16 protein-coding genes are annotated in these 15,457 nt (G+C 64.5%); 3 read left to right on the top strand and 13 right to left on the bottom strand.

From position 1 onward, the window contains the following. Nucleotides 1-1,305 carry a 3-oxo-tetronate kinase gene (otnK, locus tag QCE88_RS24085; protein WP_309907011.1) on the top strand — a complete coding sequence of 435 codons (1,305 nt, stop codon included), beginning with the start codon at nt 1-3 and terminating at the stop codon, nt 1,303-1,305. Next, complete coding sequence (locus QCE88_RS24080; RefSeq protein WP_309907009.1) at nt 1,302-1,961, top strand: aldolase; 660 nt, start codon at nt 1,302-1,304, stop codon at nt 1,959-1,961. Before otnK ends, QCE88_RS24080 begins: the two co-directional genes overlap by 4 nt. Here QCE88_RS24080 and QCE88_RS24075 read toward each other — a convergent pair. Beyond that, a complete protein-coding gene (locus QCE88_RS24075; RefSeq protein WP_309907007.1) occupies nt 1,945-2,802 on the bottom strand; it encodes a helix-turn-helix transcriptional regulator in 858 nt (285 codons plus the stop codon). The two genes, QCE88_RS24080 and QCE88_RS24075, sit on opposite strands and share 17 nt — an antisense overlap. After that, a complete protein-coding gene (locus tag QCE88_RS24070) occupies nt 2,799-3,362 on the bottom strand; it encodes a carboxymuconolactone decarboxylase family protein (protein ID WP_309907005.1) in 564 nt (187 codons plus the stop codon). Before QCE88_RS24070 ends, QCE88_RS24075 begins: the two co-directional genes overlap by 4 nt. 276 nt (nt 3,363-3,638) lie before the next feature. Here QCE88_RS24070 and QCE88_RS24065 point away from each other — a divergent pair, with 276 nt between their 5' ends. After that, nucleotides 3,639-5,828: a TonB-dependent siderophore receptor gene (locus tag QCE88_RS24065; protein ID WP_309907003.1), complete on the top strand. Its 2,190-nt coding sequence runs from the start codon at nt 3,639-3,641 to the stop codon at nt 5,826-5,828. A gap of 65 nt (nt 5,829-5,893) precedes the next feature. Here the strand turns inward: QCE88_RS24065 and QCE88_RS24060 are convergent, their stop codons facing one another. The 11 genes from QCE88_RS24060 to QCE88_RS24010 all read right to left on the bottom strand — a co-directional run bounded on the left by QCE88_RS24060 (nt 5,894) and on the right by QCE88_RS24010 (nt 15,230). After that, nucleotides 5,894-6,334: a cupin domain-containing protein gene (locus QCE88_RS24060; RefSeq protein ID WP_309907001.1), complete on the bottom strand. Its 441-nt coding sequence runs from the start codon at nt 6,332-6,334 to the stop codon at nt 5,894-5,896. 324 nt (nt 6,335-6,658) lie between these two features. Then, a complete protein-coding gene (locus QCE88_RS24055; RefSeq protein WP_309906999.1) occupies nt 6,659-8,182 on the bottom strand; it encodes a hypothetical protein in 1,524 nt (507 codons plus the stop codon). Between the two features lie 483 nt (nt 8,183-8,665). Next, nucleotides 8,666-9,487, bottom strand: a complete 822-nt coding sequence (locus tag QCE88_RS24050; RefSeq protein ID WP_309906997.1) for a TIM barrel protein — start codon at nt 9,485-9,487, stop codon at nt 8,666-8,668. Continuing rightward, nucleotides 9,487-9,924: a RidA family protein gene (locus QCE88_RS24045; protein WP_309906995.1), complete on the bottom strand. Its 438-nt coding sequence runs from the start codon at nt 9,922-9,924 to the stop codon at nt 9,487-9,489. Before QCE88_RS24045 ends, QCE88_RS24050 begins: the two co-directional genes overlap by 1 nt. A gap of 11 nt (nt 9,925-9,935) precedes the next feature. Beyond that, nucleotides 9,936-10,739 (bottom strand): transporter substrate-binding domain-containing protein, encoded by an 804-nt coding sequence (locus tag QCE88_RS24040; protein ID WP_309906993.1) that lies wholly within the window; start codon nt 10,737-10,739, stop codon nt 9,936-9,938. A gap of 34 nt (nt 10,740-10,773) precedes the next feature. Further along, entirely contained in the window at nt 10,774-11,502 is a 729-nt protein-coding gene (locus QCE88_RS24035) for an amino acid ABC transporter ATP-binding protein (protein ID WP_309835815.1), read from the bottom strand. Continuing rightward, nucleotides 11,499-12,176: an amino acid ABC transporter permease gene (locus QCE88_RS24030; protein WP_309906990.1), complete on the bottom strand. Its 678-nt coding sequence runs from the start codon at nt 12,174-12,176 to the stop codon at nt 11,499-11,501. The genes QCE88_RS24035 and QCE88_RS24030 overlap by 4 nt, the downstream gene beginning before the upstream one ends. Beyond that, nucleotides 12,173-12,865: an amino acid ABC transporter permease gene (locus tag QCE88_RS24025; RefSeq protein ID WP_309906988.1), complete on the bottom strand. Its 693-nt coding sequence runs from the start codon at nt 12,863-12,865 to the stop codon at nt 12,173-12,175. Before QCE88_RS24025 ends, QCE88_RS24030 begins: the two co-directional genes overlap by 4 nt. Next, entirely contained in the window at nt 12,862-13,599 is a 738-nt protein-coding gene (locus QCE88_RS24020; protein WP_309906987.1) for a substrate-binding domain-containing protein, read from the bottom strand. The genes QCE88_RS24025 and QCE88_RS24020 overlap by 4 nt, the downstream gene beginning before the upstream one ends. Nucleotides 13,600-13,612: 13 nt before the next feature. Beyond that, on the bottom strand, nt 13,613-14,275 hold the full coding sequence (locus QCE88_RS24015; protein ID WP_309906984.1) for an aspartate/glutamate racemase family protein: 663 nt from the start codon (nt 14,273-14,275) through the stop codon (nt 13,613-13,615). 10 nt (nt 14,276-14,285) lie between these two features. Next, nucleotides 14,286-15,230 (bottom strand): glutamate cyclase domain-containing protein, encoded by a 945-nt coding sequence (locus QCE88_RS24010; protein ID WP_309906982.1) that lies wholly within the window; start codon nt 15,228-15,230, stop codon nt 14,286-14,288. Nucleotides 15,231-15,457 lie beyond the last annotated feature (227 nt).

Raw genomic sequence — 15,457 nt, 5'->3', positions numbered from 1 at the left:
ATGCACACACGCACACGCCGTCCCGTACTGGGATGCATCGCAGACGACTTCACCGGCGCCACCGACCTCGCCAGCACCCTCGTGCGCGGCGGCATGCGCACGATCCAGAGCATCGGCGTGCCCGCATCCGCCGTGGCCGAAGACGTGGACGCGCTGGTGGTCGCGCTGAAATCGCGCACCATCGACGCGCAAGACGCCGTCGCGCAATCGCTCGCTGCGCTCGAGTGGCTGCGCGCGCAGGGCTGCCGCCAGTTTTTCTTCAAGTACTGCTCGACCTTCGATTCGACCGACGCGGGCAATATCGGGCCGGTCGCCGAAGCGCTGCTCGATGCGCTCGCGGCCAGCGGCAGCGAAGGCGACTTCGCCATCGCCTGCCCGGCCTTTCCGGAGAACGGGCGCACGGTGTATCGCGGACATCTGTTCGTCGGCGATGTGCTGCTGAACGAGTCGGGCATGGAAAACCATCCGCTCACGCCGATGCGCGATCCGAACCTCGTGCGCGTGTTGCAGCGGCAGTCGAATTCGAAGGTGGGTCTGATCGGCAGCGCCACGGTCGCGGCCGGCGCTGCGGCGGTGCGTGAGGCCATCGCGCGGCTGCGTGCGGACGGGGTGCGCCTCGCCATCGCCGACGCGCTCACCGACGCCGACCTGCGCAACCTCGGCGAAGCCTGCGCCGACTTGCCGCTCATGACGGGCGGCTCGGGCGTCGCCATCGGGCTGCCGGAGAACTTCCGCCGCGCGGGGCTGATCGAACCGAACGAACAGGCCGCCGACCTGCCGTCCGTCAGCGGGCCGGCGCTCGTGCTGGCCGGCAGCGCGTCGAAGGCAACCAATGCGCAGGTGGCCGAATGGCAAGCCACGCGTCCCGCCTTCCGTGTCGATCCGCGTTCGCTCGCACGCGGCGAGGCGGTGGTTGAAGCGGCACTCGCATTCATCGACAGCAACGACGGACAGCCTGTCCTGATCTACGCGACGGCCGCGCCGGAGGAAGTGGGCGAAGTGCAACGCGAACTCGGCGTCGCGGCGGCGGGGAAGCTCGTGGAAGATGCGCTCGCGGCCATCGCGCGTGAAGCGAAGGCGCGCGGCGTGCGCAAGTTCGTGGTGGCGGGCGGCGAGACCTCGGGCGCGGTGGTGCAGGCGCTCGACGTGAACATGCTGCAGATCGGACCGCCCATCGACCCGGGCGTGCCCGTGACGGTCGCGCTGGGCGAGACGCCGCTGGTGCTCGCGCTCAAGTCGGGCAATTTCGGCGCACGCGATTTCTTCGCGAAGGCGCTGCGTTACGCCGACGGAGAACGTTCATGAGCGGAGCGATGATCAACACCGGCAGCGACGCGAAGCTGCGCGAGGAAATCTGCACGGTCGGCGCGAGTCTCTATGCGCGCGGCTATACGGTGGGCAGCGCGGGCAATATCAGCGCGCGCTGCGACGACGGCTGGCTCATCACGCCGACCGACGCCTGTCTCGGCCGCATGGATCCCGCGGAGATCGCGAAGGTCGATGCGCAAGGTCAGCACGTCTCAGGCGGCCGGCCTTCGAAGACGCTGGAGCTGCATCGGCGCATCTATGCGGGCAACGCGGACACGCGCGGTGTCGTGCATACCCATTCCACGTCGCTCGTCGCGCTGACGCTCGCGGGCGTCTGGAGCGACGAAGACGTGTTGCCGCCCATCACGCCCTACTACGTGATGAAGGTCGGACATGTGCCGCTGGTGCGCTATCGGCGTCCGGGCGATCCGCAGGTCGCGGCTGAAATCGCCGCGCGTGCGGCCTCGGTGCGCGCCGTGTTGCTGGAGCGTCTCGGTCCGGTGGTATGGGAACGCAGTGTTTCGCACGCGTCCTGGGCGCTGGAAGAACTCGAGGAAACCGCGCGCCTGTGGCTCATGACCACGCCGCGCCCGGCACCGCTCGAACAATCCGCCATCGACGAGCTATGCAGCACGTTCAACGTGCGCTGGTAGTCTTATGCGCATCATTGGCCAGGAGTTGCTGGTGATGCGCGTCGGTTTCATCGTCGGCGGGGAACATGCATTCGAGGCGCAACTCCTGCGCCGCCACGCTCTGCGGCGTGCCGACCGTCGTAACGAGCGAGAAGTAGCGCAGCACGCGTGCGCCGCGTGAAAACACCATCGGAATGACGGGCATCGCCGGCGTGGCGGAAGGCTCGTGATGCGTACGCCAGTCCTGCGGCACGCCGGGATAGGCCAGCAGGTCATCCAGCAGCCGCGTGGTGCCCGCGTCCAGCACGCGGCCCACCGATTCACGCTGCACACGCTGCAGCAGACTGCGCGCAAGTTCCTCCCAGTGCTTCACATGCGGCCGCATGCCGTGCGGATCGAACATCAGATGCAGCATGTTGCGCGGCCCCTGGCGCGCGGCCATGTCGATGAAACTGCCGAAGAAGCGCGGCGCCGCGTCATTGGTCATCAGCACGTTCCAGTGCCGGTCCATCACGATGGCCGGAAACGGCTCGTGCTGGCGCACCACGCGTTCGAGCGCGCGAATCACGCCATGCATCTCCTGCGCGCTCCAGGGCGCTTCCGAATACATCGGCGCGTACCCCGCCGCGAGCAGCAGCGCATTGCGTTCGCGCAGCGGCACGTCGAGTGTCTGGGCAAGCGTCAGCAGCGTGTCGCGGCCCGGCACGCTGCGTCCGCTTTCGATGAAACTGATCTGCCGCTGCGAAATCCCCGCCTCCAGCGAGAGATCGAGCTGACTGACGCCATGCACGTCGCGCCAGTAGCGCAGCAGGTCGCCTAAGCCGGACGGCGGCGCGGGGCGGTCGGGACGCGTGTCGTTCATCGAATCTCCGGGGTGGGATGCCATGCAAAGGCTTCGAACTGCGTTTCGAGCGGCGGCTGCGTGATGCTGCCCGCATAGTTCGTGATCGTCGATGCCGCCACCACCGCGATGACCTCCAGTATCTGCTCTTCGCTGAAACCCGCTGCGAGGAAGCGTTCCTGATCACGCGTGGAGACCCGGCCACGCCTTTCGATCAGCGCGCGCGCCAGCCCCGACAAGGCCGCGAGCGAGGCATCGCCGGGCAAGGCGCCGTGACGGATGGCGTCGACATCGGCGGGCGCTACGCCTTCCTTCAGCGCGAGCGCCGTATGAAACGCGACCGGCCATTCGCTCGCGTTCACCACCGCATTGGTCAGCAGCAGCGTCTGGATCTGCGGTTCGGTCAGGCTGCTCGCATGCACGCGCTCGAACAGCCTGATAAAACCGTTGATCAAGACCGGCGATGCAGCCATCGCCCCCGCAATGTTCGGAATCAGGCCGAAGCGTTGTTGCAGTTGCTCGAGCACGGGCCGCGATTGCGCCGGTGCGCTTGCCGTCGTGTGAATGACATGGCTGGACATGAACCTCTCCTGGTAGCCGGCGCGGCCGGAATGGCCGCGCGATGACCACACAGTAGTGACGCGAGCGCGCCATGCCAATTACATCGGGTGTAATCACGGCGCAACAGATCTTCTCCGCGCAAACGTTTTCCTACGAAGCAAACCCATTCTCCTCAGAAATTTCGTAACAAAGCGTTTCGCACAGTGAACGCTTAACTTACACTTGCGAACGATTCTCATTCGGAACGTTACACGTTGCGTCGCCGTCACCCCTCCAGCCAGAAGATCCAGCACGTCATGTCTCATCGCCAAACTCAGGCGTCGAATTGCCGACGCACCGCCGTATCCCGCGCAGTTCAGCATCTCTTTTTCGGTTTCATCGCCACCTCGGCAACAGCGGGCATCGCTCACGCGCAGAGCGCCGATGCAGCCTCGTCAGTTCAGCCGACCACCCTGCCCGCCGTCGTGGTCAAGGGCACGTCCACCAGCGACCTGCCCGCGCCCTATGCCGGCGGCCAGGTGGCGCGCGGCGGCGGTATCGGCGTGCTGGGCACGTCGAACGTGATGGACCAGCCGTTCAACACGACCAATTACACCGAGCAATTCATCCAGGACACGCAGGCACGCACGATCGGCGATGTCGTCGTGAACAACGCGTCCGTGCGTACCGAGCAGAGCAGCGGCGGCTTCGGCGACGTGTTCGAGATTCGCGGCTTCGCGGTGCAGGCCACCGATGTCGCATTGAACGGCCTCTACGGCATGGTCTCGACGGCGCGTGTGCCGGTGAACCTGCTGGACCGCGTCGAAGTGCTGCAGGGCCCGGGCTCGCTGATGTACGGCATGGGACCGTCGGGCAGCGTCGGCGGCGCGATCAACATCGTCACCAAGCGCGCCGACGACACCCCGCTCACCCGTCTCACCGCGCTGTATCAATCGAAAGGACAGTTCGGTGTCGCGGCTGACGTGGGACGCCGCTTCGGCGACGAAGGACAGTTCGGCATTCGTGTGAACGGCCAGATCAAGGATGGCCAGACGAGCATCGCGCACGGCAACCAGTTGCAGGGCGACAGCGCCGTGGGCCTCGACTATCGCAGCAAGAACCTGCGCTGGTCGTTCGATGCGTACAACGTCTCCGAAAACACGGACGAACTCCGCTCGCAGATCGGCCTGGGCACGGCTACCGCGGTGCCCGCCGTGCCGTCGGGTTATGCCAATCTCTATCCCGGCTCGAAGCTCAAGCTGCGCGACTCGGCCGTCATGACGCGCCTCGAATACGACATCAACCCGCACGTGACCGTCTACGGCGCGGCAGGCGAGCATTACGGCACCTCGGCGCAGAACTTCCCGTCGGCGAGCGGCATGACCAACGCGGGCAACTTCTCGGTTCGCAACGGCTACTACGACGCCTACAACCGCACGAAGACGATCGACGCGGGCCTGCGCTTCCACTTCGATACCTTCGGCGTGAAGCACACGCTCGTCACCGGCATCACGAGCCTGAACAAGGAAGACGGCTACTTCTACGCACTCGGGACGGCGGCCCAGGCGGTGCCGTCGAGCCTGTACAACCCGACGCCGCTCCCGCCGATGACCACGCCGCGCGGCGACGCGCAACGCAGCGCGCAGTTGCGTCTGAACAGCCAGCAGGTCATCGACACGATGTCGTTCTTCAATGACCGTCTGTTGATCACGGGCGGCCTCCGCCGTCAGACCATTGGTCTCGACAATTACGATGTGTCGTCGGGCTCGCGCACCGGCACGATCGACCAGCAAGCGATCACGCCGCTCGCGGGTATCGTGTTCAAGCCGCTCAACAACATTTCTGTGTACGGCAACTTCACCTCGGGGCTGACCAACGGCGGCAGTGCGCCTGCCGGTGCGGTGAACGTGGGACAGGTTTTCGCCCCGTACAAGTCGAACCAGTACGAAGCAGGTGTGAAGGCGGATTGGGGACGCGTGATGACCTCGGTGTCGGTCTTCCAGATCTCGCAGCCGAATGGCGTCCTGAACCCGACGACGCTGGTCTACGGTTACGACGGCCGCACCAAGGTGCGCGGCCTCGAACTCTCGGCGTATGGCGAAGTGTTCCGCAACCTGCGTCTGATGGCGAGCGCGACCTTCTATGATCCGAAGCTCGAAGGCACGGCCGGCGGCGCCAACGACGGCAACGATCCGGCCGGCGTGCCGAAGTTCGCGCTCAATCTCGGCGCCGACTATGACCTGCCGTGGGTGCCGGGCCTGAGCGTGAACGGCCGCATCATCCACACCGGCGCGCAGTACTACAACGCGACCAACACGCTGCGTCTGCCGTCATGGACGCGCTATGACGCGGGCCTTCGCTACAGCACGCGCATTGCGAGCAAGGACGTGATCTTCCGCGCGAACATCGAGAACCTGTTCGGCAGCCGCTCCTGGATCCAGCACGGTCCCTACCTCTCGAATGCCGCGCCGCGCCCGGTGCTGCTGTCCGCCGAGTTCAACTTCTGACGCTTGCATTGAACCAGGCCGGACCTGCACAGGGTCCGGCCTGCTCGTTTGCAACACACCTTTATTCAGAGCGACGAGCGCGGCAGATAACCGCTCGGCCTGCGCCTGAGCCTGCGGCTCATCTTGAGCGCAAGCAAGACCGGCTTCGAGATATGCGGACGCAGGATTGCATGCTTGCGCACGTACTTCGGCACGTACCATTCGGAACATGTGCCTGCATAAAACAGCGCGGCATCTCCGGCGCGCAGTGAACGCGGCGCCTGTCCCTCCGACGTGACGATCACTTCGCCTTCGATCACATAGATGGTTTCGTCGGCATCGAAATACCATCTGAAACGGCCGGCCGTGCAATCCCAGACCCACGACGACGTGGTCGTGTCACGACTGCGCGACCACTGGCCGCTGCGCGCTACCGGCTGTCCTTCGATGATCCACGCCGGGTCGATCGGATCGGGCTTCAACAGGACATCGTCCAGCCGGACGGCCTCGAAAACAGGAGTGGTCATGACTTTCCTTTACCGTGGCTGATGACCGATCATGAGCAGCGCTGAAAGAAGCGCGCGCGTGCTATTTCGGTAAGTTGGCGAACCTGCGATGGCTCAGGTTGCCTCGCGTTGCAGTTTCATCAGCGATACTGGCTCGTCCTGATGGGCTGTCTTACAAGACACCCACGAAATGAAAACGTTCACCGCATGGCGGTGATTCACGCGCTGCGAATCTTTGCAATCCTCATTCCCGCACTATCGTTTGCTAGCCTCTGTCGGCAGATAGCGAACGTGTCTCGCGAGTTATGTGCGCTAGCGTACATAACTCGCGTCCTTCTCTGAAAATCACTGGAACAGTTCAGGTTGCAGTTCTGGCGAATGCTCGTTGTGTACCTGCACCGGCTTGCGCAGCGACAGGATTTCATTACGCACGACCGAGTCGGGATCGAAGCCGCCGGGATTGCGCTGGATCAGCCACACGCGTCCGTGCGTCGCGAGCGCGGCCCTGACGATCTCGCGATCCGCCGGGATGATCCCGGGCGCGGCGACATTGCTCATATACGGCCGCTTCAATCCGATCGCGGGAAACGGTGAAGGCATGACGAGCACGTCCGGAAAGTCATGATAGCTTTTCGCGTAATACTGCACGGCCACATCGACTTCATTCGGACTGACGATCAGCAGGTCGCCGCTGCGGCGATGATTCGCGACTTCAGCCACGCTGGCCCGGAAGTCTTCCTGTACGCCGCGATAGAGCTGCACTGCCTGCACACCGGACAGCAGCAACAACAGCACGAGCACGCCAAGGCGGATGCGATTGCGCGGCAATGCCCATACGATGCCAAGCGCAGTCAGGAACATGATGGGCGCGGCCATCCACTCGAACAGGCGGTCCATGAAGATGGGCCGTACCAGCACGCTGTAGGCAACGATGAACACGAAGGGCAGCACGAGAACGATCGCCACGTGCACCGCCACTGCGCGACATTGACGCCACAGAATCAGCCATGCCCCGGCACAAAGCAGCAATACGGGCAGCAGCGTGAGCCGGGCGCCGGCGGCCAGCGACCATGCCTTGAGGAAGTCGATCCATTCGAGCTTGACCCAGAATGACGACTGCACGTACTTCGTTGCTGCAATCAGGAAGTGGACGTACGGCGACCAGAGCGCCAACGCCACCACGAACGGCGCCGCGATGATCAGGGCCGCCATGAGGCGATTGCCGCGGGCCCAGCCGAGCGTCGCGACCAGCAGTCCGAGTCCGACTGCGAATGCAACGAGCACCGCCGTGTTGTGCGACCACAGGGTCCCGCATGCGGCGAGCGACAGCCCGACCAGCGCGGGCAACAGCCGTCCTCGTTGAGGTGCAGCGTTGCCTTCATCGGGGGCACGGCTATCGGTGAGTTGCCTCAAAACGATGACGGAGCACAGGATGGCGACCGTCGCCGCAAAGGCTTCGAACGCATAGGGACGCGCCAGTTCGCCGTACAGGATGCTGCCTTTGTTGGTCGCGATGAGCAGACCCGCGATGAGCCCCGCGCGTTCGATCACAGCCCCAGCCCGCAACAGCCTGCCGCTCACGGCGACGACCAGCACCGTAGCCACGCTGATGATGACCGATGGCACGCGGACCGAGAATTCGGAGTCGCCGAACCAGCCGATCCATATCTTGAGCAGCGAGTAGTACATCGGCGGATGGATCTCATACAGCGGGACGACATGCCAGAGCTCGTACCAGGGCCGCGCGGCAAACCACACGCTGTAGGCCTCGTCCATCTGCAATGAGCGGCTGCCCAGCGTAATCAGACGCAAGGCAAGCGCAAGCAGGCCGATTGCGATGAAGATGCCCCAGAAGGTACGGCTGGACAACGGCCTGCTTCCACACAGGAACGCTTGAATGAAGGTACCGGCACGGCCGGACGAAACGGGCAGGGAAGCGTTCGGTGCAAGTTCAGGCGAACGCGGCGCGCTGGCGGATGGTCTCTCCATCTAGACTCCTGGATGATGAATTCATCAGTTCTGAGGGATGCCCACTTCTGCGTGGCGCGGCGAGGTCGGAAGCAACAATCGGGCACGGGTTGAAACGTTTGCCCTCCGGAACACAACGGATTTCATACGAAGAATCGCGATCCGCTGTCGCGCTGGTGGTGCGTGAAGCGCGCAATGTGCAGCGCGGGCGAAACAGCCGCGTTCCGCTCATGCACGCACGCGTACGCGTATTGTGAAATTTACGAGGTCGATTGAAACGATGGACGGCATGCGGCGCGATTCGCTCTTCGCCGCTTCGGAATGAACACCGAACTTAACGCAAGCGCCGTGTCGACGCCAGCACGTACGTTCATGAAAACCGTGTTACGGATTGCGAGAAAACCCGGCCCGCCATCCGAGACCCCCGACAGTCGAACCCCGAGGCCGATACTCGCAACCAATCCAGCCGCCATAACCGTGACCGCGGATACACGCCGTCAGTTCCTTCCACGGCATGTCGCCGGATCCGGGTTCGTGGCGGCCCGGCACATCGGCGAACTGAACATGAGCGATATGCCGCGCGTGAAGCGCGAACTGCTCCACCACATCCTGGCCCATCATGCGGCAGTGGTAGGCATCGAAGAGCAGACGCACGTTCGATGCCCCGCTCTCTTCTATCATCCGGCTCGCATGATCGAGATCGCGCAGGAAGTAGCCCCGCGCATCGGTCTGGTTGAGGCATTCGAGCAATAGCGTGATACCGCTGCCTTGCGCGGTATCGGAGGCCCAGCGCAGGTTCTCACGAAATGTATCGCTCGCCTGCCCGCGTGGCACGTCTGCGGGGACGAGTCCCGCCATCACATGAACGAGCGGACAGCGCAGTGCCGATGCATAACGCAGCGCCCGCCGCACGCCCTCGCGAAAGCGCTCGCGTTCACCGGGCATGCACGCGAAACCATTGGCGCCTGGCTGGCCCGGCATCGCGGCCGGCGTGTTGATGAGCACCTGTTCGAGGCCGCTCGCGGCAAGCTTCGCGCTGAGCGTGGCTGCATCGAATTCGTAAGGCGACGCGTACTCCACCGCGACGAAGCCTGCCTTCGCCGCGGCCTCGAAACGCTCGATGAAAGGAAGCTCGGTGAACAGCCACTTGAGGTTCGCGCAGAATCGCAAGACGCCCGCTTCGCCCACTTCGCTCGCAGCCACCATCACGCCGCCTCACGCAGCGCGACGATCAGCTCGATCTCCACCGGCGCGCCATGCGGCAACTGCTGCACGCCGATCGCACTGCGCGCGTGCGCGCCGATCGTGCTGCCGAGTTCGTCGATGAACACGCGCGATGCGGCATCGATCACCTTGCCCTGCGCCGTGAACTCGCTCGTGCATGCGACGAAGCCTGTCAGCTTGACGATGGCCGCGATGCGTTCACGCGAGCCCAACGCGCGTTCGAGCGCGGCGAGACACGCTCGTGCTGAAAGCGCTGCGGCAGACTCGGCGTCCTCCAGGCTCACGGCATCGCCCACCCTGCCGCGATATTTCAACTCGCCCTGTTCGCGCGGCAATTGCCCGCTGACGAACGCGAGCGTGCCGACGACCCTCACCGGCGTGAGCAGCGTGCTCGGCGCCTGGGCATTCGAAGCTGTCATGGCGTCGGGCCTCAATAAACGGAGCGTGAGAGGTCGATACCGAAGTATTGCTTCCAGATCGCGTTGAGCTTGCCGTTCTGGAGATTGCTCGCGACCCATGTATCCAGCCATCCCTGCATGGCCGCGTCATCCTTCTTCAGGCCGATGGCCAGCGGATCTTCCGCCACCTGGAACTGATACTCGAAGTTGGCGGCCGGGCTGGCCTGCTTGACGGCCAGCGCGTCCGCCAGCGCGGCCACGAAGATGCTCTGCTGACCCGAAGAAACCGCCGTGCGCTCCGTTGCTTCGTCGAGATAGCGCACGATGTTGACATCCTTGACGTTCTTGTCCTTGATGGCCGCGACGAGATCGAGGTCGGCGGTTGTACCGCGCGCGGTCGCCACGGTCTTGCCGGACAGGCTCGACACGTCCTTGAGCGTGTTCTTGCCGGGCGCGACCACGAAGATCGGCTCGGTGGCATAGGCGCGGCTGAAGCCGATGACCTTCTTGCGCTCGTCGGTCACGGAGAACGAGGCGACCACGATATCCGCCTTGCCCGTCAGAAGGAACGGGATGCGGTTGGGACCGTTGACGGGCACGACATTGAGCTTCACACCCAGGTCCTTCGCGATCAGGCGCGCGATATCGAGGTCGGTTCCGGTCTGCACGGCGTTCTTGTCGATCATGCCGTAGGGCGGATGCGTGAAGTCGATGCCCACGTTGATCGTGCCGCGCGACTTGATGTCCGAGAGCGTGTCTGCCCGAGCCGCGCCGGCCGTCACGCACATAGCCAGCGCGATCGTCAACAGGCCTTTTAGATTGCTTTTGAACGTCATTTCATGTGCCTTTTAAAAGAGGGATAAACAGGAACTACAAGCCGTTGCCGACGAAACACCGAAGCTCGGTCGAACGAGGCGAAGCGAGCATCTCCGCGCCGCCCTGCTCCCAGATCACGCCGTCGTTCATGAAGACCACCTTGCGCGCCACCGAGCGTGCGAAGGCCATCTCGTGCGTGACGATCAGCATCGTCATGCCGTCGTGGGCCAGCCGCTCCATCACGCGCAGCACTTCGCCGGTCAATTCCGGATCGAGCGCCGAAGTCACTTCGTCGAAGAGCATCACGGCGGGCTGCATGGCAAGCGACCGTGCAATGGCCACGCGCTGCTGCTGACCGCCCGACAGTTCATGCGGATAAGCGGCCCCGCGCGCGCCGAGTCCGACCTGATCCAGCACGTGCGCCGCGAGCTCGTTCGCTTCCGCGCGTGCGGTCCCTCTGACCTTGAGCGGCGCGAGCGTGATGTTCTGCTGCACCGTCAGATGAGGAAACAGGTTGTAGCTCTGGAACACGATGCCGACATCGAGCCGCAGCGCGCGGAGATCCACATCGGCAGCGTCGAGCCGGTGTCCGCAGACGTCGAGCGAACCGCCGCTGATGCGCTCCAGGCCGTTGACACAGCGCAGCGCCGTGCTCTTGCCGGAACCGGAGCGGCCGATCAGCGCGATCACCTCGCCGCGTTGCACGTCGAGATCGATGCCCTTCAACACTTCCGTCGAACCGTACGCCTTGCGCACGCCGCGGAAACTGACCATGGTGTTCATTGTGTGGAGTCTCCCGTGGAGCGCGCGCCGAAGCGGCCGGCACGCTCCAGATGCACGCTGACGCGCGCGACCGGATAACAGAGCAGGAAATACACGCCGGCCGCGAGCGTGAAGATGAGAAACGGCTCGAACGTGGTGTTGTTGACCATGCGCGATGAATAGGTCAGCTCGCCCATGCCGATCACCACCGCATACGACGTGTTCTTGATGAGCGACACGATGAAGCCGACCGTCGGCGGCACCGAGATGCGCAATGCCTGCGGCAGGATCACGTAGCGCATGCGTTGCATGTACGAGAGCGCGAGCGATTCGCCTGCTTCCCATTGCGTTGCAGGCACGGCGAGAATCGCGCCTTTCCAGATCTCCGCGAGATAGGCGCCCGCGTTGATGGCGAGCGCGACCGAAGCTGCGATCACGGGCAGCACGTCGAAGCCGAAAAGCCCGATGCCGAAGTACGCAACGAACATCGCCACGGGCAAGGGAATGCCCTGCAACACGTGCACGTAAGCGCGGCTCAACGCCAGTGCCACGCCGCGCGACGACACCAGCATCAACGCCACCGGCAGCCCGATCAGTGCGCCGCCCAGCGCACCCGCGACCGACAGTTCGAGCGTGGAGAGCGCGCCCTTCAGCATGAAGGCCAGTTGCGCGTCGGTGAGATTGAAGAAGCTCATGAGCGTGCTCCCCGCGCGGCGGTCATGCGCAGGCGCGGGAACAGCGCGCCGCCCGCCGCGAGCAGCAGCCAGCGCAGTGCGCTGGCCAGTGCAAGATAAGCGACGGCGATGACGATATACGCCTCGAAGCCGCGAAAGGTGATGGACTGGATGAGGTCAGCGACGCCCGTCAGTTCTTCCGCCGAAATCTGCGACATGATCGACGTGGCCAGCAGCATCAGAATGAACTGGCTTACCAGCGCGGGGTACATCTTCTCGATGGCCTGCGGAATCTCGACGTGCCACAGCACCTGGCGGCGCGACATCGCCAGACACGAGGCCGCTTCGATCTGACCGTGCGGCACGGCTTCGAGCCCTGCGCGCATGATCTCGGCGGTATAGGCGCTGACGTTGACGACGAGCGCCACAATGGCCGCGCCGAACGCCGGCACATGCAGACGGATCGCGGCCAGTCCGAAGAAGATCCAGAAGACTTGCAGCACGAGCGGCGTGTTGCGGATGACTTCGACATAGGCGCGGATCGCGCGCGAGACCGCCGCGCTTCCGTGCAGGCGCCCCACAGCCAGCACGATGCCGAGCACGAAACCGGGCAAGGTGGCGATCAGCGTCATGCGTATGGTCAGCCAGACACCGTAGAGCAGATCGCCCCAGTACTCGTGCAGGAAACTGAAGTCGAAGTGATAGTTCATGATGGACGCTCCGATGAAGATCGGTCGAGACATTCGAGGCCGTAGCGGACATAGGCGCTGCGCGCAAGCGGCGCATCCAGCCAGTTCAGCAGGGCTTCGGCTTCCGGTCGCCGCGTCGGATTCGCGAACGCGGCGATGGAGAAGCAGGTATGGGACTGGACCTCGTCGGGCAACGGGCCGGCCAGGCGAATGCCCGTCACGATCGCCAGTTCGCTCAGTTGCTGGATGGCGAGGTCCGCTTCGCCGCGCACGATGCATTCGCCCGTCAAGCCTTTCGGGATCACCGTCGCCTTCGCATTGATGCGTTCCGCGATGCCCATACGTTCGAGCAAGCCCGCGAAGTACACACCGCTCGCACCGGTACGCGAGTACGCCACGGAACGCGCGTCCAGCAGTGCGTGACGAAGATCGCTGGCCGTGGCGAGCGGCGGCAGCGGCGCGCCGTGCGCCACCGCGACGCCAATGCCCGTGCGCACGATCTTCCGCGCGCCATGCGGGCTCAACACCCCTTGCGCAATCAGGTCCTCGATGCACGCACTCACCGCGATCATCACGTCCGCGCGTTCGCCTTGCGCGATGCGCTGAATCAGGACGTTGGTCGGATCGAAGACAGGCTCGACGTTCGAGCCAAACTGCGCTTCGAACGCCGGCAGCACCTCCGCTGCCAGCGCGCCCTGCACGGCCAGCGTGCTCATCAGCACGAGCGGCGTTCGAGTATGAGTCGGGTTCGTCATGACGATGCCTCCCCTACAGTCCGAGACGGCTTCTAAGACGCCGCACCGCGCTCTCCGGCGCGGCGAACACCGGCACGCGGACCGCTGCGCTGGCCCGCTCCAGCGCGCGCGACGTCGAGAAATGCGCGAGCAACACGGCGTCGTAGCCTTCGAGCTGCGCGGCTGCGTGCGCCACGAGTTCGTTGTGCGCGTCCGCATCGCCGGCGCGCAGGCGGGTCATTGCATCGGCGACGACGAAGGTGTCCAGCGTCGCCTCCACGCCGAGCCGCGCAGCCTCCTCCGTGAACTCGGCCTGCATCGTCGGCAACGCGGGCGCGAACGTGGCAAGCATCGCGAAGCGGCGTCCGCACGCGAGCGCATCCTGGAACATCGCGTCGTTCGGCTTGCAGACCGGCACCGGCAATGCGCGGTCCGCGGCCTCGATGGCCGGCCCGAACGCCGAACACGTCGCGAGGATCGCATCGGCGCCGGTAGCGTGGGCGTAGCTCACGAGATCGACGAAGCGCTGCGCAAGCGCCGGCGTCAGTTCCTCGGACTGCGCGCGAGCGGTGGTCAGGCCGTCGTCGAGCAGGTTCGACAGGCGCGCTTCCGGCCACGCCGACGCGAACGCCCGCACGATCGGTTCGATCGCCACCGGCGTGGCGTGCAGCAGGACAATGGACGGGTCGGGTCGCATGAACGTTGCCTCAGACAGACGTTCGCGGCGCCGCACCGCGCGCGACCAGCGCGCTGATGCCGTCGATGATCGCAACGTGATCCTCCAGCGGCAGGCGATCGATCGTCATTTGCAACTGCCCGAGCCGGTCGACACGGCTGTCGTCGATGGCCTGCCCGATCTGCACTGCCGCCTCCAGCACCTGATGTTCGAACGCGCCGTTGAAGTGCGTCAGCAGACGCGTGGCGAGTTCGGGCCGCAAGCCCGCGATCGCGCCCAGCAGCCCATACGCGCCCCAGTTGGCGACGCCCGACACGATCAGATAGTCGGCGGGCGTTCGCGCGGCGATCAGCGGCCCGTTCGGAATGTCCTGCTCGACGATCTCCTTCGGCAACACGCCCATGCCGATCTCGTTGCCGCCGTCGCCGATGCCGATGGTCTTCCACGGCGCGGTCCAGCCTTCATCGGTGAAGAGATAGTCGAGTGCGGCAGTGTCGTCGGAGATGTCCCAGCCATGCTCGCGATGCGCGCGCCCGTCCGAGCCGAGCGCGCAGCGTTCAATCGCGATCAGGTGCGTGAGGGGATGCTCCGCCGCTTCGAGCCGCGCGCGGAGTTCCCGCACGGCCGTGTCGTCGACCGCGACGACTTCCAGACTCACCTTGCCCGGCAGCACTTTCGTCACGGCCCATGCGGCTTTTGCGCACGGCGCGTCGGTAATGACCGTCACGCGAATGCCCGCCTCCACGAGACCCGCGGCCAGTTGGGCCATGCCGTTGAGTCCGTCGGTTTCCGGCGAAGGCGGCTCGGCGTGGCGCACGAAGAACCCGCACACGATGCCGACATGCGGCGAAGCATGCGTCGCGATGGATTCGGCAGCGCGGGCGAGGTTGCCCTTCGCGAATGCCACGAGACGGCTGATGTCGCGCCGAACCTTTTGTCCGACGAGCGTTTCGATGCCTTCAATGATTTCACTCATGCGATGTCCCTGTTCTTCGAGTCGTGGTTGCGGTGTTTGAAGCGAACTGGACCGCCGCTACGCAGCACCGTTGGAACAAACATAGCACGCTAATATACGTGGCGTATACTTTTCAAAATTACGTTCTCGAACTCCGCTCAAACGCTTTCAGGACGACGATTTCGGGTCGATACAGAATTTCTATATACTTGCCGTATATGTAAATTCCGACGATTGAGTGCAGGAGA

Source organism: Caballeronia sp. LZ035 (assembly GCF_031451175.1).
Classification (GTDB): Bacteria; Pseudomonadota; Gammaproteobacteria; order Burkholderiales; family Burkholderiaceae; genus Caballeronia.
Note: the sequence above shows the minus strand (reverse complement) of the source record. Positions and strands in the feature narration are given on the sequence as shown.